The 19,829-nt window shown below is 71.8% G+C and carries 15 protein-coding genes; 7 read left to right on the top strand and 8 right to left on the bottom strand.

Features of this window, described 5'->3' with window-relative positions; translation table 11 throughout:
* Window positions 1-45: 45 nt before the first annotated feature.
* Window positions 46-1,689 (bottom strand): GMC oxidoreductase, encoded by a 1,644-nt coding sequence (locus EOT10_RS05985; protein ID WP_127826989.1) that lies wholly within the window; start codon window positions 1,687-1,689, stop codon window positions 46-48.
* 228 nt (window positions 1,690-1,917) lie between these two features.
* Here EOT10_RS05985 and EOT10_RS05980 point away from each other — a divergent pair, with 228 nt between their 5' ends.
* Both EOT10_RS05980 and EOT10_RS05975 read left to right on the top strand, forming a co-directional pair.
* Window positions 1,918-5,826, top strand: a complete 3,909-nt coding sequence (locus EOT10_RS05980) for a Pls/PosA family non-ribosomal peptide synthetase (protein WP_127826988.1) — start codon at window positions 1,918-1,920, stop codon at window positions 5,824-5,826.
* Window positions 5,827-5,980: 154 nt separating this feature from the next.
* Window positions 5,981-7,399: a M1 family metallopeptidase gene (locus EOT10_RS05975; protein WP_127826987.1), complete on the top strand. Its 1,419-nt coding sequence runs from the start codon at window positions 5,981-5,983 to the stop codon at window positions 7,397-7,399.
* Window positions 7,400-7,423: 24 nt separating this feature from the next.
* On the opposite strand, the gene EOT10_RS05970 is transcribed toward EOT10_RS05975, so the two are convergent.
* Window positions 7,424-8,044 (bottom strand): L-threonylcarbamoyladenylate synthase, encoded by a 621-nt coding sequence (locus tag EOT10_RS05970; protein WP_127826986.1) that lies wholly within the window; start codon window positions 8,042-8,044, stop codon window positions 7,424-7,426.
* Window positions 8,045-8,122: 78 nt separating this feature from the next.
* Here EOT10_RS05970 and EOT10_RS05965 point away from each other — a divergent pair, with 78 nt between their 5' ends.
* Window positions 8,123-8,761, top strand: a complete 639-nt coding sequence (locus EOT10_RS05965) for a LysE family translocator (protein WP_127826985.1) — start codon at window positions 8,123-8,125, stop codon at window positions 8,759-8,761.
* Between the two features lie 61 nt (window positions 8,762-8,822).
* Here the strand turns inward: EOT10_RS05965 and EOT10_RS05960 are convergent, their stop codons facing one another.
* Window positions 8,823-9,446 (bottom strand): class I SAM-dependent methyltransferase, encoded by a 624-nt coding sequence (locus tag EOT10_RS05960; protein WP_127826984.1) that lies wholly within the window; start codon window positions 9,444-9,446, stop codon window positions 8,823-8,825.
* 164 nt (window positions 9,447-9,610) lie between these two features.
* Between EOT10_RS05960 and EOT10_RS05955 the strand changes: the two genes are divergently transcribed.
* Window positions 9,611-11,092, top strand: coding sequence for an FG-GAP repeat protein (locus EOT10_RS05955; RefSeq protein ID WP_127826983.1), 1,482 nt, complete (start codon window positions 9,611-9,613; stop codon window positions 11,090-11,092).
* 3 nt (window positions 11,093-11,095) lie between these two features.
* On the opposite strand, the gene EOT10_RS05950 is transcribed toward EOT10_RS05955, so the two are convergent.
* Both EOT10_RS05950 and EOT10_RS05945 read right to left on the bottom strand, forming a co-directional pair.
* On the bottom strand, window positions 11,096-12,733 hold the full coding sequence (locus tag EOT10_RS05950; protein WP_127827335.1) for an MFS transporter: 1,638 nt from the start codon (window positions 12,731-12,733) through the stop codon (window positions 11,096-11,098).
* A gap of 144 nt (window positions 12,734-12,877) precedes the next feature.
* Window positions 12,878-14,539 (bottom strand): ABC-F family ATP-binding cassette domain-containing protein, encoded by a 1,662-nt coding sequence (locus tag EOT10_RS05945; protein WP_127826982.1) that lies wholly within the window; start codon window positions 14,537-14,539, stop codon window positions 12,878-12,880.
* Window positions 14,540-15,012: 473 nt separating this feature from the next.
* Between EOT10_RS05945 and EOT10_RS41170 the strand changes: the two genes are divergently transcribed.
* Complete coding sequence (locus EOT10_RS41170; protein WP_189491239.1) at window positions 15,013-15,189, top strand: hypothetical protein; 177 nt, start codon at window positions 15,013-15,015, stop codon at window positions 15,187-15,189.
* A gap of 29 nt (window positions 15,190-15,218) precedes the next feature.
* On the opposite strand, the gene EOT10_RS05940 is transcribed toward EOT10_RS41170, so the two are convergent.
* Window positions 15,219-15,950, bottom strand: a complete 732-nt coding sequence (locus EOT10_RS05940) for a class I SAM-dependent methyltransferase (RefSeq protein WP_127826981.1) — start codon at window positions 15,948-15,950, stop codon at window positions 15,219-15,221.
* Window positions 15,951-16,043: 93 nt separating this feature from the next.
* Here EOT10_RS05940 and EOT10_RS05935 point away from each other — a divergent pair, with 93 nt between their 5' ends.
* Window positions 16,044-16,811 carry a sulfite exporter TauE/SafE family protein gene (locus EOT10_RS05935; RefSeq protein WP_189491236.1) on the top strand — a complete coding sequence of 256 codons (768 nt, stop codon included), beginning with the start codon at window positions 16,044-16,046 and terminating at the stop codon, window positions 16,809-16,811.
* On the opposite strand, the gene EOT10_RS05930 is transcribed toward EOT10_RS05935, so the two are convergent.
* Window positions 16,801-17,634 (bottom strand): VOC family protein, encoded by an 834-nt coding sequence (locus tag EOT10_RS05930; RefSeq protein ID WP_127826979.1) that lies wholly within the window; start codon window positions 17,632-17,634, stop codon window positions 16,801-16,803. The genes EOT10_RS05935 and EOT10_RS05930 overlap by 11 nt on opposite strands.
* 200 nt (window positions 17,635-17,834) lie before the next feature.
* On the opposite strand from EOT10_RS05930, the gene EOT10_RS05925 reads away from it, so the two are divergent.
* Window positions 17,835-18,902 carry a class I SAM-dependent methyltransferase gene (locus EOT10_RS05925; protein WP_127826978.1) on the top strand — a complete coding sequence of 356 codons (1,068 nt, stop codon included), beginning with the start codon at window positions 17,835-17,837 and terminating at the stop codon, window positions 18,900-18,902.
* Here EOT10_RS05925 and EOT10_RS05920 read toward each other — a convergent pair.
* The gene (locus EOT10_RS05920; RefSeq protein WP_127826977.1) at window positions 18,884-19,711 is read right to left on the bottom strand and encodes an N-formylglutamate amidohydrolase; all 828 of its coding nucleotides are present in this window, start codon (window positions 19,709-19,711) and stop codon (window positions 18,884-18,886) included. The genes EOT10_RS05925 and EOT10_RS05920 overlap by 19 nt on opposite strands.
* Between the last annotated feature and the right edge of the window lie 118 nt (window positions 19,712-19,829).

Below are 19,829 nucleotides of genomic sequence, written 5' to 3'. Positions count from 1 at the left end.
CCGTGTCCGGCCCCCGCACCGCGCCCTCCTACAGACGTGCGCCTCCTACAGATCGGTGGCGATGATCTTCTCGATGTTCCGCTCGGCGAGCGCCGTGATCGTGACGAACGGGTTGACGCTCGTGTTGCCGGGGATCAGCGAGCCGTCGATGACGTAGAGGCCCGCATAGCCGTGCAGGCGGCCGTAGTTGTCGGTGGCCTTGTCCAGGACCGCGCCGCCGAGCGGGTGGTACGTGAGGTGGTCGCCCCAGATCTTGTAGGCGCCGAAGAGGTCGGTGCGGTAGATCGTGCCCTCCTTCGCGTTGATCTTGTCGAAGATCGTCCTGGCCATGTCGACGGACGTCTGCTTCCAGGCCGTCTGCCAGTTCAGGTCGGCCCTGCCCGTCTGCGGGTTCCAGGTGAACTCGGCGCGGTGCGGGGTGTTCGTGATCGACAGGTAGAACGAGGCGTAGGTCTCGATGCCGGTCGGCAGCGGCGCGACCTCGGCGAACGCCCCGCCCGCGGTCCAGTTGTCGATGCCGCCGCAGGGGATCGACGCCTGGAGCTTGCCGGTCGGGTCCCACATGTGGTTGGCGCGGCCGCACATGACGTTGCCGTTGTCGCCCCAGCCCTTGCCGATCTCGGCGTTCAGGGCGGGCAGGGCGCCGGTGGCCTTGAGCTGGACCAGGAGCTTGCTGGTGCCGACGCTGCCGGCCGCGAAGAACACCTTGTCCGCGGTCACGGTCTTCGTGGCGGTGGTGGTGCCGGTGGTGTCGATCTGGTCGATGACGACCGTGTAGCCGCCCCCGGCCGCCGGGGCGACCGAAGTGACCTTGTGAAGTGGCGAGATGGCGACCTTGCCGGTCGCTCCGGCCTGGGCGAGGTAGGTCTTCTGCAGGGACTTCTTGCCGTAGTTGTTGCCGTAGAGGATCTCGCCGGCGAGCGCCGACCGCGGGACGGTGCCGGCCGCCTCCTTCTCCATGTAGTCCCAGTCGTAGACGTCGGGCACGAAGACGAACGGGAAGCCGGAGCGCTCGGCGTGCTTACGGCCGACGCGCGCGAACTGGTAGCAGTCGGCGCTCTCGAACCAGGCCGGGTCGACGGTGCCGACCCCGAGCGTCGCGTTGGCACGGGGGTAGTACGTCCCGTACATCTCCGCCGCGTCGACCGACGGGAGGATGGCGCCGAAGTTCTCGCGTCGGGGCGTCACCGCCATCCCGCCGTTGACCAGGGAGCCGCCGCCGACGCCCCGGCCCTGGTAGACGATGATCTGGCCCATCTCCTCGGCGTCCAGAATTCCGGTGTGGCGGGGGACGTCTTTGTCGAGCGGGTAGCCGAGGAAGTTGCTGATCGGCTGTTTGGTCCTGGTCCTGAGCCAGTAGGAACGGACATCCGGGCTTGTGGTGTTGGCGAATATCTTTCCGTCGGATCCGGGGGTGTCCCAGGCCATCCCCATTTCGATCATGTGGACGTCGACGCCCGCCTGCGCGAGTCTCAGCGCGGCCACGGAGCCGCCGTATCCCGTGCCGACGACCAGGGCCGGGACGTGCGCTCCGGAGTCGATCGGTGCGGCGGCCGGTGTGACGGACGCCTCGGCGGCGAAGGCGCGGCCCGACAGTGCGACGGCGCCCAGAATAGAACTGGTTCCAGCGATAAAAGTGCGTCGCGAGACGTTCTTGGAACCGTTTGCACGCGTGGTAGAACCACTCATTGCATGTTCCTCACTCTCGATGGAATCGAAACGAGTTCTACTGCCGATCGCCTATCAAGTCACTACACACGAACAGGTAATTCGGCTGCGCCGAATTGTTAACTCGCGTCCACGCCTCCCCTGGTGCCCCGCCGGTTCACAGATCCGGCCAAGTCCCTGCATGTAAACAATCGAGCGGGTTACTACACTTCGTCAGGTTGTTCGGCGACGGCGACACGCAAGGACCTCATGACGACCTCACGCAACACGCTCGAGCCGCAGGTGACGGCCCTGTTCACCGGGGGCCCGGCGGCCCCGCCCCGCACCCTCATGGACGTCTTCGGCTCGTCCGTGCGCGACCACCGGGACGAGGTGGCCCTGGACGACGGGGCGAAGCAGCTCACGTACCGCGCGCTCGCCGACGAGGTGGAGAGCCTGCGGGTGCGGCTCGCGCTGGCCGGGATCCGCAGGGGCGACCGCGTCGGCGTCCGCGTCCCGTCCGGGACGAACGACCTCTACGTGGCGATCCTCGCGGTGCTCGCGGCGGGCGCCGCCTATGTCCCGGTGGACGCCGAGGACCCTGACGAGCGGGCGGACCTGGTGTTCGGGGAGGCCGGGTGCCGCGCCGTGATCGGCGCCGGCCACGACCTCACCGCGTGGGGATCCCTGCGCGGGGAGGAGGACGCGGTGCGGACGCTCCCGTCGTCCGCCGCGTGCCTGCCCGGCACCGAGGACGACGCCTGGATCATCTTCACGTCCGGCTCCACCGGCAAGCCCAAGGGCGTCGCCGTCTCCCACCGCAGCGCCGCCGCCTTCGTCGACGCCGAGGCGTCCCTGTTCCTCGCCGACGAGCCGATCGGCCCCGGCGACCGCGTGATGGCCGGCCTGTCCGTCGCGTTCGACGCCTCCTGCGAGGAGATGTGGCTGGCCTGGCGCAGCGGCGCCTGTCTGGTGCCGGTGCCGCGCTCCCGGGTCCGCAGCGGCGCCGACCTCGGCCCCTGGCTCGTCGAGCAGGACATCAGCGTCGTCTCCACGGTGCCCACACTCGCCGCGCTGTGGGAGCCCCACGTCCTCGACGACGTACGCCTGCTCATCTTCGGGGGCGAGGCCTGCCCGCCCGAACTCGCGCAGCGCCTGGTCACCGAGGGCCGCGAGGTGTGGAACACGTACGGCCCCACCGAGGCCACCGTCGTCGCCTGCGCCTGTCTGATGACCGGTGAGGAACCCGTCAGGATCGGACTGCCGCTGGCGGGCTGGGAGCTGGCCGTCGTCGACGAGGCGGGCACCCCCGTCCCGCCCGGCGCCACCGGCGAACTCGTCATCGGCGGCGTGGGCCTCGCCCGCTACCTCGACCCCGATAAGGACGCCGAGAAGTACGGCCCGCTGCCCTCCCTCGGCTGGGAGCGGGCCTATCGGAGCGGCGACCTGGTGCGGGCGGACCCGGAAGGACTCGTCTTCCTCGGGCGCGGGGACGAGCAGATCAAGCTCGGCGGGCGCCGCATCGAACTCGGCGAGGTCGACGCCGCGTTGCAGGCGCTGCCCGGCGTCGCGGGCGCGGCCGCCGCTGTGCGCACGGCGCGCAGCGGCAACCAGCTCCTCGTCGGCTATGTCGTCACGCAGGACGGCTGGGACCGCGCCGGGGCCGTCGAACGCCTGCGGGCCGCGCTGCCCGCCGCCCTGGTGCCGCTCCTCGCCCCCGTCGAGAACCTGCCCACGCGTACGTCCGGGAAGGTCGACCGGGCAGCGCTGCCCTGGCCGCTGCCCGACCTGGAGACCTCCACCGGACCCGCCGAGCAGCTGTACGGCACGGAGGCGTGGCTCGCCGAACAGTGGGCCCACACGCTCGGGGTGTCCGTGACCGGCGCCAAGGACGACTTCTTCGCGATCGGCGGCTCCAGCCTGGCCGCCGCCCAGCTGACCACCCGGCTGCGCGCCCGCTACCCCAGCGCCGCCGTCCTCGACATCTACCAGCACCCGACGCTCCGCAAGCTCGCCCGCCACCTCGAGGAGTCGGCGCAGGGCACGGAGACGAGGCGCGACATCGCTCCGGTCCCCGTGCGCGCCCAGGTGATCCAACTCCTGCTCCTTGTCCCGCTGTTCACCCTCGTGGGGCTGCGCTGGTGCGTGGCCCTCGCCGCGCTCGGCAACGTGCTGCACCGGTTCGGTGCCTATCCGTGGGCCCCGGCGGTGTCGTGGTGGTGGGTGGCCGCGGGGGCCTTGGTGCTGTTCAGCCCGGCGGGGCGGCTCGCGCTCGCGGCGGGAGGCGCGCGGCTGCTGCTGCGGGGCGTCACGCCCGGCACGTATCCGCGCGGCGGGCGGGTCCATCTGCGGCTGTGGACGGCGGAGCGGCTCGCCGAGTGCAGCGGCGCGACGTCGCTGACCGGTGCGTGGCTGCTGCGGTACGCGCGCGCCCTGGGCGCCCGTATCGGCCCGGACGTGGATCTGCACTCGCTGCCGCCGGTGACCGGCATGCTCAAGCTGGGCCGGGGCTGCGCCGTCGAGGCGGAAGTGGATCTCTCCGGTCACTGGGTGGACGGCGACCGGCTTGTGATCGGCGCCGTCAAGGTCGGCGTCGGCGCCGTCGTCGGCACCCGCAGCCTGCTCTTCCCCGGGGCGCGCGTCGGCAAGAAGGCCGAGGTGGCCCCCGGCTCGGCGGTGACCGGGCAGATCCCCACCGGCCAGCGCTGGGCGGGCTCCCCCGCGGTGAAACTCGGCAAGGCCAAGCGGGACTGGCCCAAGCAGCGCCCGAAGCGGTCCTACGCCTTGCGGCTCATGTACGGCGCCTCGGGCCTGTCCCTGTCCGCCCTTCCGGTGCTCGCGGCCGTGCCCGCGCTGGCGGTCGCGGGGCGTTTCGTGCCCGGGGACGCGGGCCTCGGCGACGCGCTGCGCGGCGCGCTGCCCGCGGTGGTGCCCGCGACCCTCGCCTTCGGATGCGCGTACGCGTCGCTGCTGGTGGGAGCCGTGCGGCTGCTGAGCCTCGGGCTGCGGCCCGGCCTTCACCCGACGCACAGCCGCACCGGCTGGCAGGCCTGGACGGTCACGCAGCTGATGGACGCGGCCCGGCAGACGCTGTTCCCCCTGTACGCGGGGCTCGCCACGCCCCTGTGGCTGCGGCTGCTCGGCATGAAGGTGGGCCGCCGCGCCGAGATCTCCACGGTCCTCGCCCTGCCGAGCCTCACCACGGTCGGTGACGGTGCGTTCCTCGCCGACGACACCCTGACCGCGCCGTACGAACTCGGCGGCGGCTGGATGCGGATCGGGCGGGCCGCGATCGGCCGGCGGGCGTTCCTCGGCAACTCCGGCATGACCGGGCCGGGGCGCAGCGTCCCCGACGGCGGTCTCGTCGGGGTCCTCTCGGCCACTCCGAAGAAGGCCAAGAAGGGCACGTCGTATCTGGGCCTTCCGCCGATGAAGCTGCCCCGCGCGCCCGAGGGCGGCGACCACTCCCGTACGTACGACCCGCCGGCGCGGCTGCTGTGGGCGCGGGGCGCCGTGGAGCTGTTCCGGCTCGTGCCGGTGTTCTGCTCGGCGACGCTGGCGGTGCTGACGGCGGGGGCGCTGTGTGCGCTCGCCTCGGCGGCCGGGTGGGGCTTGTGGGGCTTGTGGGCGGCCGCCGCGCTGTCGGGTCCGGTGCTCCTCTGCGCGGGCGGCGCGGGGGCGCTGTCGGCGGTGGCCGCGAAGTGGCTTCTGGTGGGCCGGCACCGGGCCGGCGAACACCCTCTGTGGAGCGGTTTCGTCTGGCGGGACGAGCTGGCCGACACGTTCGTCGAGGTCGTCGCCGTGCCCTGGCTGATCGGCGCGGCGCCGGGCACCCCGCTCATGACGCTGTGGCTGCGCGGCCTGGGCGCGCGGGTCGGCCGGGGCGTGTGGTGCGAGAGTTACTGGCTGCCGGAGACCGACCTTGTGACCCTCGGCGGCGCGGTCAGCGTGAACCGTGGCTGCGTGCTCCAGACGCACCTCTTCCACGACCGCATCCTGCGCATGGACACGGTGACGCTCGGCGGCGGCGCGACGGTCGGCCCAGGCGGGATCGTCCTGCCGGGCAGTACGGTCGGCGCCCGCGCCACGCTGGGTCCCGCGTCCCTGGTGATGGCGGCGGAGTCCGTGCCCGACGACACCCGCTGGCTGGGCAACCCGATCGAGGCGTGGCGCCCTTAGGACGTGTGCGGCGGATCATGGCCGGACACGCCCTGGAGGGGCGGCACGCCTTATGGTCGGTCGGAGTCGGTCAGAGCTTCGATGCGTACGGCACGGGGTGGGGGGCACGACACAGACACGTTGAACGAGCACGGCGCAGGGAGTGGACACTTCAGTGAGCGGCGAGACACCGGTATCGGACCCGTACTTCCCCGGCCACGGCGACCCCCGCTACCGGGTGCACCGCTACGAGCTCTCCCTCGACTACCGTCCCGGCCCCAACCGCCTCGCCGGGAGCGCCCGGATCAGCGCCATAGCGGGCCGGGCCCCGCTGGCCGAATTCCATCTCGACCTCGCGGCCTTCCGGCTCGGCAAGGTGCTCGTCGACGGCCGCCAGCCGCGCTACACGCACCGGGGCGGCAAGCTGCGGATCCGGCCCGCGAAGCCGCTGCGGGCCGGTGCCGCGTTCACGGTGGAGGTGCACTGGTCGGGCAACCCGAAGCCGGTCAACAGCCCCTGGGGCGGGCTCGGCTGGGAGGAGCTGTCGGACGGCGCGCTCGTGGCGAGCCAGCCCACCGGCGCCCCGTCCTGGTTCCCGTGCAACGACCGGCCCGACGACAAGGCCGCGTACCACATCTCCCTGACGGTCCCCTCGCCGTACACCGTCGTGATCGGCGGGCGCCTGCTCACCCGTACGACGAAGTCGTCGACGACGACCTGGGTGTACGAGCAGGCGGCGCCGACCCCGAGCTATCTGCTGGGCCTGTCCATCGGCGTGTACCAGACCGTCCTCCTCGGCGACCCGGGGCTCGGCGGTGTCCCGCAGAGCGCGTACGTGCCGGTGCCGCTGCTGTCGGAGTTCTCCCGGGACTTCGCCCGGCAGCCCCAGATGATGCGGTTCTTCGAAGAGCTCTTCGGGGCGTATCCCTTCGGTGAGTACGCCGTCGTGGTGGCCGACGAGGACTTCGACGTCCCCGTGGAGGCGCAGGGGCTTTCGCTGTTCGGCGCCAACCATGTGGACGGCACGCGGAGCTGGGAGCGGCTCGTCGCGCACGAGCTCGCCCACCAGTGGTTCGGCAACAGCGTCACCATCGCGGCCTGGCGGGACATCTGGCTCAACGAGGGCTTCGCCAAGTACGCGGAGTGGCTGTGGTCGGAGCGCTCGGGCGGCCGGACCACGCAGGAACTGGCCGCGGCCGCGCACCGCGAGCTGTCGGTGCTGCCGCAGGACCTCGTCCTTGCCGATCCGGGCCGCAAGTCGCTGTTCGACGACCGGGTCTACGAGCGCGGCGGGCTCACGGTGCACGCGGTGCGCTGCGCGCTCGGTGACGAGGCGTTCTTCCGCATGGTGCGCGACTGGGTGTCGGCGCACCGGCACGGCGTGGTCGGCACGGAGGCGTTCATGGCGCACGTGGCCCGGTACGCGCCGGCGGCGCGGCCGGTCGACCAGCTCATGACGGCGTGGCTGCGGCGTGGCCCGCTCCCGCCGCTCCCGGTCGTGGGGAACGGCGGTGCCGGCGATGGCGGCCCGAACGGGACGCCGGCCGCGGGAGGAGCGGCGGGCGCCGGCATCCTGCACCGGCGCCGCGAATAGGCCGCTGCTCGAACCGCCGGTCCCCTATTCGAACCGCGACGTGTCGCCCGCCCCGTGCCGCACGATCTCCGTCGCGCCGCCGGAGAAGTCGATGACCGTGGTCGGCTCGGTGCCGCAGTCGCCGGAGTCGACCACGACGTCCACCACGTGGTCGAGGCGCTCCTTGATCTCCCAGCCCTGCGTGAGCGGCTCGTCCTCGTCGGGCAGGAGCAGCGTGCTGGACAGCAGCGGCTCCCCCAGCTCGGCGAGGAGTGCCTGCACGACCGCGTGGTCGGGGATGCGGACGCCGACCGTCTTCTTCTTCGGGTGCAGCAGCTGACGCGGCACTTCCTTCGTGGCGGGCAGGATGAACGTGTAGCTGCCGGGCGTCGCCGCCTTGATCGCGCGGAACACGTCGTTGTCGATGTGCACGAACTGGCCCAGCTGGGCGAAGTTCTGGCACACCAGCGTGAAGTGGTGACGGTCGTCGAGGTTGCGGATCTGCCGGATCCGGGTGATCCCGTCCCGGCTGCCGAGCCGGCACCCCAGGGCGTAGCAGGAGTCGGTCGGGTACGCGACGAGTTCGTCGGCCCGGATGCTGTCGGCCACACTGCTGATGGTGCGCCGCTGGGGGTTCTCGGGGTGTACGTCGAAGTACTTCGCCATTCAGCGAGTCTAGGGCCCGGGGCCTTCGCGCGGAAAAAGACCTGCGGGCCCGACGCGCCTGCGTGTTATATGGCCCGCATGGTGTCTACCGACCGACTGCTGGCCTTCGCGGCGATGTCGTTCCTCCTGATCGTGATTCCTGGCCCCAGCGTGCTGTTCGTGATCGGGCGGGCCCTGTCGCAGGGGCGTCGCGCCGCCCTGACCACGGTCGTGGGGAACACCCTCGGCGCATACGTCCTCGTGGTGGCCGTGGCGCTCGGGGTGGGCGCCGTCGTGGAGCGCTCGGTCCTCGTCTTCACCGCGCTCAAGCTCGTGGGCGCCGCGTATCTCGTGTACCTCGGGGTGAAGGCGGTGCGTCAACGGCGGTCGCTGCAGGCGGCGTTCGCCGGTGACGGGGTCGCACACGGCACCCTGCGTACGTTGTGGGAGGGGTTCGCCGTCGGCGTGGCCAACCCCAAGACCATCGTGTTCTTCGCGGCCGTGCTGCCGCAGTTCGTGGACCGCGGCCAGGGGCACGTCACGCTGCAGATGCTGCTGCTCGGACTCGTCTTCAACGTCATCGCGGTGGCGTCGGACAGCGTGTGGGGCCTGGTCGCGGCGACGACGCGGACCTGGTTCACCACCTCGCCCCGGCGGCTCGGCATGGTCGGCGGTGTCGGCGGGCTCACGATGATCGGCCTGGGCGTGGCCGTCGCGGCGACGGGTCGCACCGACTAGCTCACGACCGACTGGTTCACGACTGACCGGTTCACGACCAACCGGTTCACGACCAACCGGTTCACGGTACGAGCGCGACGCCCAGGGAGTCGGCGCCCAGGGGCCTCGGGGCGCCCTTCTCGTAGAAGACGTCGAGGGCCGTGATGGTGAATCCGGCGTCGATCACGAGGTCCGGGATCCGCCGTGTCAGATGGCAGCCGCCCAGGACCCGCTTGTTCACCGGCTCCAGACGCCGCTGCCAGCGGCGTACGTCCTCGTCCTCCTCGGGTGCGAGCCCGTGTTCGAGGAAGTGCAGGGTCCCGCCCGGCCGCAGCACCCGGCGCAGCTCGCGCAGCGCGGCACCGGCGTCGGGGATGGTGCACAGCGTCCACGTCGACAGGGCGGTGTCGAAGCTGTCGTCGTCGAAGGGCAGCGACTGGCCGTCCGGGCCCGCGCGGCGTACGGGGATGTTCGTCGCCCCGATCCGCTCGGCGGCCAGCCTCCATGCGACGTCCGAGGGCTCGATCGCCATCACGCCGATGACGGCCTGCGGGTAGTAGGGGACGTTGTGGCCGGTGCCGAAGCCGATCTCCACGACCTGGCCCCGCAGCCCCTCGCAGACCCTGCGTCGCAGCGGTCCGGCGGACTTCACGCCACACGCGACATCGATGATCCGGGGCAGCACCTGCTCGGCATAGAAACCCATGACGGTCCTCCATGTCGATGTCTCCCTTCCAGGATGGCACCGGGGCGGCCCCCGTGCGATGTTGCGGAAACGCGATCTTCAGGACCGCAACCATGGCTGTTCCCGAGCGGTCCTATCCGTAGCTCGACAGGAGAAAGCTCAACAGGAGCCTCAGGAGGAACGCCTTGTCCCGTGCGCCCCGTCATCGCCCTCGGCTGTCACCGGCCCTGATCGCCATCGGGTGCGCGGTGACGCTGCTCGCGGGCTGCTCGGCGGGTGAGGCCCAGGACCGCACCGCCGACCCCGCTCCCCGGGTGCCCACGGGCCGGGGTGCGGGCGAGCGCGGGCTCGGGGACTTCGACCGGGACGGCTACGACGACTTCGTGACGTCCCTGACCACACGGAACAAGTTCCGACAGCCGACCGGCTATCACCTGCTCGTCCTTCCGGGCTCGGCCAAGGGCCTGGACCCCGGGCGCCGCAGGACGTACCGCGACTCCTACTACGGCCCGCTGCTCCGCGCCGACCTGAACGGTGACGGCTACACGGATCTGGTCGCGACGCGCACCGACCGCCACGCCGCGGATCCGGCCCGCCGTGACGACCCCGGCAACGCCGTGATCATCCCCGGCGGCAGGAAGGGCCTCGGCGACCCGCTCCCGGTCCGGGCCGAAGGGCTCGTCTCCGCGCACGCGGCCGTCGACGTCGACGGCGACGGGGCCGTCGACCTGGTCTACGCGGGCTACCACCCGAACGGGAACGACACCGAACTGCCGGACCGGCAGGGCCTGGTGGCGTACGGCCCCTTCGGCAAGGACGGCGCTCCCGCCCGCACCGCCGACCTCAGGAGCACGGCGGGCCCCAGGCAGGCGACCAGCGGGGACTTCGACGGCGACGGCTACGGCGATGTCCTGTTCACCGACCCCGACCCGGGCGAGGAGGACGCGGATCCGCCGGTGGACAACGGCCCGGCCGTGACGTACTTCCGCGGCGGCCCCCGCGGGCTGACACCGGCCCCGCCGCCCGGGAACCTCGGCAACGAGACGTACGACGGGGTCATGGTGCCGCGCAGCGGTGACGTCGACGGCGACGGGATCGAGGACATCCTCGCGCCCGGCTACCGCGACGTGGGTGTCGCGGAGGGCCCCGCCTCGGGGCGGCTCACCGTGACGTACGGGTCGAAGTCGGGTGTGGGAAGGGGGCGGCCGCACTCCGTCTTCGACCAGGAGACGCCCGGCGTCCCGGGCGACTCGCAGGGCAAGGACGGTTTCGGCAGGGGCGCGGGCACCGGCGACGTGAACGGTGACGGGCAGCCGGATCTGGTCGTGGACACGCCGGGCGAGGACCAGGGCGACGGGCGCTTCACGCTGCTCCCGGGCGGCCCGGACGGTCCCCCGACGGGTGCGGGCGCGACCGCCTTCGACCTCGACACTCCCGGTGTGCCCGGCCGGCACGACCCGACGGGCGGTGACGGGTTCGCCGCCACGTTCCCGCTTCTCGACGTGAACGGCGACGGCCGCTCCGACGTCGTGGCCGACGCCCCGGGCTACCGGCGCGGCAAGGGCGGCCTCTGGCTGTTCCCGGGCACGCCGCGGGGACTCGGCACGGCCGGGCGGATCCAGTTCGTGGACCCGTCCGGCCTGGGGCTGCCGCCGCGTACGGCGTAGGGCTCAGCCGTCCGGGGGTGGTCGCTCGTGCGCGGCGGGGTTCGGCGGCGAGGCGCCGGACGGCGCGCCGCCCGCGTCCGTCGCGCCCTCCTCGGCGGCTGCGAGCGGCATGGCGCCGCCCTGGAGTCGTTCGAGGTCGGAGGCGCGCACCTGGATGACGACGAGGGCGATCAGGGCGCCGCACACGGCGAACGCGGCGGCGGCGATGAACGCGCTGGAGACGCCCGACGCGAGGATCTGGTCGCTCCAGGGCGGCGGGAGCTGTCCGGTCCTGCGGAACTGGATGCGCTGCGCCGGGGTCGCCTGCGCGAGGAACTTCGGTATCTGGTCGGTGGCTTCGTTCCGGCTGGCCGTGCCGTAGACCGTGACCAGGATGGACAGGCCGAGCGAACCACCGACCTGCTGGGTGGTGTTGAGGACTCCGGAGGCCGCTCCCGAGTCCTTCGTGGCCACGCCCGACAGCGCCATCAGCGTCAGGGACACGAACTGCAGGCCCATGCCGAAGCCGAGGACCAGCGTCGGGCCGAGGATGCCGCTCGCATAGGTGCTGTCGCTGTCCGTCATCGTCAGCCAGCCGAGGCCGGTCGCCGCCAGGAGCGCGCCGGCGACCATGAAGGGTTTGGGCCCGAACCTGGGCAGGAACTGCGAGGCGAATCCGGCGGCGACGGCGATGATCCCGCTGATGGGAAGGAAGGCGAGGCCGGTCCGCAGCGGGCTGAAGCCGAGGACGTTCTGCACGAAGAGCGTCAAGAAGAAGAACATGCCGAAGATCGCCCCGGCCAGGCACAGCATCATCCCGTAGACGCCGGCGCGGTTGCGGTCGCGGAACATCCACAACGGTGTGATGGGCTGCCTGGAGCGGCTCTCGATGGCGAGGAACAGGGTGAGGAGCACGATGGCCGCGCCGAACGCGGCGAGGGTCAGACTGTCGCTCCAGCCGTCCTTCGAGGCGCGGATGAAGCCGTAGACGAGCAGGACCATGCCGACGGTGGCGGTGAGCGCACCGGCGATGTCGAAGTGGCCCGGGTGGCGTTCGGACTCGCGGATGTAGCGGGGTGTGGCGAGCGCGATCAGGATGCCGATGGGCACGTTGACGAAGAACACCCAGCGCCAGTCGAGCCACTCGACGAGCACACCGCCCGTGATGAGGCCGATCGCACCGCCGCCCGCGGAGACGGCCGAGAACACGCCGAACGCCCGGTTCCGCTCGGGTCCTTCGCGGAAGGTCGTGGTGATCAGCGCGAGGGCGGTGGGCGAGGCGATGGCGCCGCCGACGCCCTGCAGCGAGCGTGCGGCGAGCAGTTGCCAGGATTCCTGCGCGAGTCCGCCGAGCAGTGAGGCGAGTACGAAGAGCAGGACTCCGGACATGAAGACGCGGCGGCGGCCGAGGATGTCGCCGAGCCGCCCGCCGAGCAGCAGCAGACCACCGAAGGTCAGCGTGTACGCGTTGATCACCCAGGACAGGTTCTCGGTCGAGAAACCGAGCGCGGTCTGGATGTGCGGCAGGGCGATGTTCACGATGGTGATGTCGAGGACCACCATCAGCTGGCACGAGCAGATGACGAATAGCGCGACCCCCCTGCTTCGGCCCCGCTCCGGGGCTTCGGCAGGCTTCGAGGATGTCGACCGAGTACCCGACATGGTGTCCGTGCGCCTCAGAGCCGCGGTGAAGTGCTGCGGTGAAGTGGTGCGCTGAACGGAGTCGTTCACCGCATTCACTACACCGACGTTAATCCTGGCCGCGCGGCCCCGCCAATCGATCAACGCGCCCGCGCGGCCCGGCCCTCACCCGGCGTCCGGCGCCTCGAGCAGCTCGCGCACCTCCTCCGCGGAGGTCTCCCGAAGGTCCTCGCCGAGCAGCAGCCAGCGGGTGATGCCGACCGATTCGAGGAAGGGCAGGTCGTGGCTCGCGATGAGGAGCGCGCCCTCGTACGAGGCGAGTGCGCTGGTCAGTTGCCGCACGCTGGCCATGTCCAGGCTGTTGGTCGGCTCGTCGAGCATGAGCAGCTGCGGGGCGGGGGCGGCGAGCATCGTCGCCGCGAGTGCGGCGCGGAAGCGTTCGCCGCCGGACAAGGTGCCGGCGGGCTGCTCGGCGCGGGCCCCCTTGAACAGGAAGCGGGCGAGCTGGGAGCGGATGTGGTTGTCGGTGACGCCGGGCGCGAGGCGTGCCACGTTCGCCGCGACGCTGAGCTCGTCGTCGAGCACGTCCAGTCGCTGCGGCAGGAACCGCAGCGGGACGAACGTCTTCGCCTCGCCGGCCAGGGGTGCCAGCTCGCCGGTGAGGGTGCGCAGGAGCGTGGTCTTCCCGGCTCCGTTGCGCCCCACGAGCGCGATGCGTTCGGGGCCGTGGATGTGCAGGCTGCCGCCCCGCAACCTGCCGTGCGCCAGGCTCAGTTCGTCGATGCCGAGCACGGTGCGGCCGGCGGGTACCGCGGTGTGGGGCAGGCTCACACGGATCTCGGCGTCGCTGCGGATAGCCTCGGCGGCCTCCTCGCGCCGCTCGTGCGCCTCGCTGAGCCGGTCCTCGTGCAGCCCGCGCAGTTTGTCCCCGGACTCCTGCGCCTGCCTCTTCTTCTCACCCGCGACGATCCTCGGGGCCTTGCGCTGGGCGTCGAGTTTCTTGTTGGCCCGTGCCCGGCGGGCCACCTTGATCTGGGTCTCCTCCAGTTCGCGCTTCTGCCGGCGTACGTCGGCCTCGGCGGCCCGCAGTGTCCGTCCGGCCGCTTCCTGCTGGGTGGCGAGGGCGTCCTCGTACGCGGAGTAGCCGCCGCCGTACCAGCTCACGGAGCCGGAGCGCAGCTCGGCGATGCGGTCGACGCGTTCGAGGAGTTCACGGTCGTGGCTCACCACGACCAGGACTCCGGAGCGCCAGGAGTCCACGGCCTCGTAGAGCCTGCGGCGGGCGAAGACGTCCAGGTTGTTGGTCGGCTCGTCGAGGAGGAGGACGTCGGGGCGCTCCAGGAGGAGGGCGGCCAGGCGCAGGAGGATGGTCTCCCCGCCGGACAACTGGCCCACCGTGCGGTCGAGTTCGACGTCGCCGAGGCCGAGCGAGCCGAGTGTGGCCAGGGCCCGCTCCTCGACGTCCCAGTCGTCGCCGACCGTGTCGAAGTGTTCCTCGCGCACGTCCCCGTCCTCGATGGCACGCAGCGCGGCGCGCCGGTCGGCGATCCCGAGGGCCTGGTCGACGCGGAGCGTGGTGTCGAGGGTGATGTTCTGTGGAAGGTGGGCGAGGCTGCCACCGACGGTCACCGACCCCTGGGAGGGGGCGAGTTGACCGGCGAGCAGCCGGAGCAGGGTGGACTTTCCGGTGCCGTTCGTCCCGACGAGTCCGGTGCGGCCGCGGCCGATGGTGAGGGAGAGCCCGTCGAAGACGGTGGTGCCGTCCTGCCACTGGAAGGACAGGCCGGAACAGGTCAGGGAGGCACTGGGCACGGTGGGGGTAGCCATGGGTGAATCTCGCAATCGCAGGCGCAGGGGAAAAGGGGCTACGTATGCGAGCACCACGCGGCGACCAGGCCAGGAAGGAAAGAGGGGTGCGGCTGCCCGAAAGATCATCGGGGACGGCTCATGCACCGAGGTCGCATCCACGCGGGGTCACGGGCGGCACGGATGGCCGCTACGGCGTGACGGGCGTACGGCGGGGAAGGCCGTACGGCGCGGTGATCGCGATCCTCAGATGCGCAACGTCCACCTCAATCGGAGACAACAGAGACGCCGAAAACCATAGCCACCACGTGATCGAAAGGCAAGAGTCCCTGGTCACCCCCGGTCACCCCTGGTCACAGACGACGGGGCGCGTCCGCGCGTGCACGGACGGTGTGCCTCGGACAGCGGACAGGACGGCCCGACATGCACCCTTTGTGGCCGCGTGCAACTCTGAAAGTGGCCTGACGTCCGGCTTCCCCGCAGGAGGAATGATCATGGGCAAGAAACAGAGCCGTCAGAATAGGGGCGCCCGCACGGGCGGCCACACTTACGGCACCACCGCGGAGTCCAAGCAGCCGCCGACGAAGGCGACCGAACCGTCGGACGAGCCCGCGCGCCGGATCTCCGAGCATGTGTCGCACAAGAAGCCGCACAAGTTCGGCCACAACTGAGGCGCCGGGAACCAGCGGGTACAAGGGGGTTACGCGTCGCGCCGGAACAGCGCTGTCCAGAGTAAGGGTTCGCCGAAGTTCGGCGACTCCGGGGGTTCGTCGCGCATGCGGCGCAGCTCGACCTCGGTCAGGTCCGAGAAGATCCGGCGCAGCGCCTCCGGCGTGTAGGCGAGACCGCCGTGCAGCCCTGAGCCGCGGTAGAGGTCGGCGTCGGGTACCTCCGAGCCCATCGCTCCGGACGCGAAGCAGCTCAGGGCGAGTTGACCGCCCGGGGCCAGTGTCCGGTCGAGGAGGTCGAGGTAGCTGATCCGGCGGTGCGGCGGCAGGTGGTGGAAGCAGCCCGAGTCACAGATCAGGTCGTACGGGCCGCGGAGTTCGGTGCCCGCGAGGGCGAAGGCGTCGCCGCGGTGGAAGCGGATCGTGGCGCCCGCGTCCCGGGCGCGGTCTCCGGCCCACGCGACGGCCTCCGGCGAGAGGTCGACGGCGTCCACCTCGAAGCCGTGGGAGGCGAGGTGGATCGCGTTACGGCCGGCGCCGCAGCCCAGGTCGAGTGCGCGTCCCGGGGTGACGAGGCCGCGCTGAAGGTAGGAGACGAGGTTCTCGTCGGGCTTGTCCACGAAGAACGGCACGGGCCGGTCGCGGTCCGCGTAAAAGCCGTCCCACCAGGTGGCCGCGCCGCTGGTCCAGCGGTCGGCCTCCGGTGCGAACAGGCCGTCCAGGAGCGCGAGTACGTCGTCGACGCTGTGTATGTTCCGGTCCATCCGGCCCCCCGTCACGACACTTCGACGCGCGCCGAAGTGTCCACACCCTAACGTCGGCGGCACTGGATGCGGAACCGCGAGGGGTGGGGCAGCGTGACGTGGTGGGAGATGGTCGCCGTGTGTGCCGCGGGGGTGGGGGCGGGTGCCATCAACACCGTGGTGGGGTCCGGGTCACTGATCACGTTCCCCGTCCTGTTGGCCACGGGTCTACCGCCTGTCACCGCGACCGTCTCGAACGCGCTCGGGGTCGTCCCTGGCTCCGTGAGCGGCGCCATCGGCTACCGCGCCGAACTCGCGGGCCAGGGGCGGCGCATCCTGAAGCTGGGTGCGGGTGCCGTGTGCGGCGGGTTGGCGGGCGCCACGCTCCTGCTGACGCTGCCGGCCGCCGCGTTCGAGAGGATCGTGCCCATCCTCGTCGGCCTCGCTCTCGTCCTGGTCGCGGTCCAGCCCCTGATCGCCGGCCGGCTGCGGCGGCGCCGCGAGCGCTCCGGGGGACGACCGCGCGCCGACGTGGGCCCGCTCCTGTTCTGCGGCCTGACGCTCGCCAGCGTCTACGGCGGCTACTTCTCGGCGGCGCAGGGGATCATCTACGTCGCGCTCATGGGCCTGCTGCTCGACGAGCCGCTGCAGCGCCTCAACGCCGTCAAGAACGTCCTGGTGGCTCTCGTCAACGCGGTCGCCGCGCTGTTCTTCCTCTTCGTCGCCGAGTTCGACTGGACGGCGGTGCTGCTCGTCGCGGCCGGCTCCGCGCTCGGCGGTCAGCTCGGCGCGCGGGCGGGCCGACGCCTGAGCCCCCGGGTGCTGCGGAGCCTGGTCCTGGCGGTGGGGACGCTCGCGCTCGGCCAGTTGGTCATCCGCTGACCTGGCCGCGCTCCCCTGCCGGGTGCGGCGTGAACACCGTGAACTGTGCTCCCTGCCCGTCCCGGAGGGTGGCCCACAGCCCGGCCTCGTCCTCGTGCTCGCCCGTCACCGCGCCGTCGTTCTTGACGGCCGCCCGGGCGCTGTCGGCCACGTCGTCCACGGTGAAGCGGACCTCCCAGTGCGGCCGGACGTCGGGGTCGGGCGCCGCCTCGACCGCCCCCGAGCTGATGCGGGCCAGGTGCCGCCCCCCGCAGACCAGGACGACCTCGTCGTCCTCGTAGGCGACGTCGCAGCCGCCCGGCCCGGTCCAGCCGAGGACCTGGCCGTAGAAGATGGCGGCTTCGAAGGCGTCCCTGGTCACGAGGCGGAGCCCGACCGGCGCGTCCGGGCGCCATCCGCTCCAGTCCCGCATGAGCTGACCTGCCCAGATACCGAAGGCCGCGCCGCTGGGGTCGGACAGCAGTGCCGCGCGGCCGAGCGCGAAGGGGATCGGGCCGACGCCGACCGTGCCGCTGCGCTCCCGGACACGGCCGGCCGTCTCGTCCGGGTCGGCGACGGCGAAGTAGGGCATCCAGGCCGTGGCCACGCCGAGGGCGGGTGCCACGGCGCCGATGCCCGCCACCGGCCTGCCGTCGGTGAGCGCGACGGCGAAGCGGTCGCCGAGGCTCCCGGGGCGGAACTCCCAGCCGAGCACCTCCTCGTAGAACGCCCGGGAGGCGGCGAGGTCATGTGCGGCGAGGCTCACCCAGCAAGGGGCCCCGAGCACGGCGCCGTCCGGCAGGCCGTCCTCGTCACCGGCTCCGGTGGCCAGTCCTTCGGTCATCGTGCACCCTCCCTGAATCACGGCCTGGGGGCTCATTGCAGCAAGAACGCTCTCGCGGGCGCCATCGCCCAGTAGGGCGACATAGAATCAGGATAAGAATCATGACAAAAGGTGCTAATCCTGCACGCGATGGGCGACGCCTCGCGGGTGCGGCGGTCACGGGGAGTGTGTGCCGCGCGCCTCGCCGGAAGGAGTCCGCGATGACGACCGGACCGGGTCTCGACGCCGTACGGCAGGAGCGGTTCGCAGGGCGCATGGTCCAGGTGCTCAACGACGCGTGCATCGGATACCTGTGCAGCCTCGGTCATCGGACGGGGCTCTTCGACGCCATGGCTCCGCTGCCGCCGTCCACCAGCACCCGGATCGCCAAGGCCGCGGATCTCGACGAGCGTTACGTACGGGAGTGGCTCGGCGGTCTGACGGTCGCGGGGGTCGTCGAATACCGGCCGGAGGACGGCACGTACCGGTTGCCGCCCGAGCACGCCGCCTCCCTCACCCGGGCCGCCGGGCCGGAGAACATGGCCTCCCTCCTCCAGGATCTCGCGCTCCTCGGCACCGTCGAGGACGAGGTGCTCGACGCGTTCCGGCGTGGCGGCGGTGTCTCCTACTCCTCGTATCCGCGGTTCCAGGAGCTGCAGGCCGAGGAGACGGGGCGCGTGTACGACGTGGCCCTGGTCGACGCGATCGTGCCGCTCGCCGACGGTCTCACCGAGCGGCTGCGCGCCGGGATCGACGCGCTGGACATCGGGACCGGCCAGGGGCACGCGGTGAACCTGCTGGCGCAGGCGTTCCCCGCCAGCACCTTCCGTGGGGTCGACATCTCCGAGAAGGGCATCGCGGCCGCACGCGACGAGGCGGAGCGGCTCGGTCTCGACAACGTCCGCTTCGACGTGGCCGACACGGCCGAACTGACGGGTTCGTACGACCTGATCACGGCGTTCGACGTGATCCACGACCTGGCCCGGCCCGCGCGGACCCTGGAGGCCGTCGCGGCCGCGCTGCGCGACGACGGTGTGTTCCTCATGGGCGACATCTCCGCGTCCAGCAACCTCGAGGAGAACATCGGGCATCCGCTGGGCCCCGCCCTCTACACCTTCTCGGTCTTCTACTGCATGACCGTCTCGCTGGGCGAGGGCGGCGCGGGCCTCGGCACGGTGTGGGGCCGGCAGCGGGCGCTCCAGATGCTCGGCGACGCCGGGTTCGGTGACATCTCGGTGGAGCAGGTCGAGGGCGACATCCTGAACGTGTACTACGTGGCCCGCAAGTGACACATGTCGACCAGTCGGGCCAGCGCGGCGGCCGCCCTCGCCAGGCCCGGCGTGGGCGTCACCGGTTCGTCCAGGTAGATGTCGCGCCGGAGTTCGACCATGAGGGCGCTGACCCGCGGGTCCTCGCCGTAGTGCCGCAGGGGTACGTAGGTCCCGGCGAACGGGGTGTCGAGGGCGACGTCCCCGAGCGTCCCGAAGGCGGCGCGGGCCCGCGCGAGGAGGGCGCCCGGGGTGTGGAAGGCGTCGGTGCCGAGGCACACGGGCGGGCGTGAGCCCGTGCCGTGCAGTTCGTAGGGCAGGGCCCGGCTCGGGTACGAGTGCACGTCGACGATCACGGCGCGGCCGGTCGCGGCGAGCCGGTCCTCGACCGCTTCGGTCATCGCGGCGGCGTAGGGGTGGAAGTAGGTCTCCAGGAGTCCGGGTCCGTCGGCGGGCGGTTCGGGCCTGAGGGGACGGCGGTGGGTGGTGCGGGTGTACACCGCGCCCATGCCCACCGCGTTCATCTCCTCGCGTTCGTCGGGGAAGCGCTCGGGGTCGACGACGAGGCGGGAGAGTCCGTTGACGAACCGCCAGGGCGTCATCTGCGCCGAACGGGCCGCGAGTTCGGCGATCTCCTGCGTGTGCGCGTCCGTGATGAGGTCCAACTCCCTTTCCAGGGAGGCATCGTCGAGCACGATGCCCTCGCGGACGTGCGGCGGCACGACGCGCGACCCGTGCGGCACATGGAGGAGGACGGGCGATGCCGCGTCCCCCGGGACCAGCCGGTGCGACGGCCGGGCGTCCTGTACGGAACTGTCCGTGGTGTCCATGTCCCCACTCTCCCCCGCGGATCCCATCTGGTGAAACACGGTTGCGGCTCCCGGGTGCGCGGGTAGGGTGCCCAGTCATCCGCTACTGAACGGCCGTTGAGTAGCGGCGGTGGGGCCC

It is taken from the genome of Streptomyces antnestii (assembly GCF_004005495.1).
GTDB lineage: Bacteria > Actinomycetota > Actinomycetes > Streptomycetales > Streptomycetaceae > Streptomyces > Streptomyces antnestii.
Note: the sequence above shows the minus strand (reverse complement) of the source record. Positions and strands in the feature narration are given on the sequence as shown.

Excerpts from the sequence above, each read along its gene's own strand:
- EOT10_RS05985 (WP_127826989.1), bottom strand. The coding sequence starts at position 1,689 with ATGAGTGGTTCTACCACGCGTGCAAACGGTTCCAAGAACGTCTCGCGA.
- EOT10_RS05980 (WP_127826988.1), top strand. The coding sequence starts at position 1,918 with ATGACGACCTCACGCAACACGCTCGAGCCGCAGGTGACGGCCCTGTTC.
- EOT10_RS05970 (WP_127826986.1), bottom strand. The coding sequence starts at position 8,044 with ATGGCGAAGTACTTCGACGTACACCCCGAGAACCCCCAGCGGCGCACC.
- EOT10_RS05965 (WP_127826985.1), top strand. The coding sequence starts at position 8,123 with ATGGTGTCTACCGACCGACTGCTGGCCTTCGCGGCGATGTCGTTCCTC.
- EOT10_RS05960 (WP_127826984.1), bottom strand. The coding sequence starts at position 9,446 with ATGGGTTTCTATGCCGAGCAGGTGCTGCCCCGGATCATCGATGTCGCG.
- EOT10_RS05950 (WP_127827335.1), bottom strand. The coding sequence starts at position 12,733 with ATGTCGGGTACTCGGTCGACATCCTCGAAGCCTGCCGAAGCCCCGGAG.
- EOT10_RS05945 (WP_127826982.1), bottom strand. The coding sequence starts at position 14,539 with ATGGCTACCCCCACCGTGCCCAGTGCCTCCCTGACCTGTTCCGGCCTG.
- EOT10_RS41170 (WP_189491239.1), top strand. The coding sequence starts at position 15,013 with ATGGGCAAGAAACAGAGCCGTCAGAATAGGGGCGCCCGCACGGGCGGC.
- EOT10_RS05940 (WP_127826981.1), bottom strand. The coding sequence starts at position 15,950 with ATGGACCGGAACATACACAGCGTCGACGACGTACTCGCGCTCCTGGAC.
- EOT10_RS05930 (WP_127826979.1), bottom strand. The coding sequence starts at position 17,634 with ATGACCGAAGGACTGGCCACCGGAGCCGGTGACGAGGACGGCCTGCCG.
- EOT10_RS05925 (WP_127826978.1), top strand. The coding sequence starts at position 17,835 with ATGACGACCGGACCGGGTCTCGACGCCGTACGGCAGGAGCGGTTCGCA.
- EOT10_RS05920 (WP_127826977.1), bottom strand. The coding sequence starts at position 19,711 with ATGGACACCACGGACAGTTCCGTACAGGACGCCCGGCCGTCGCACCGG.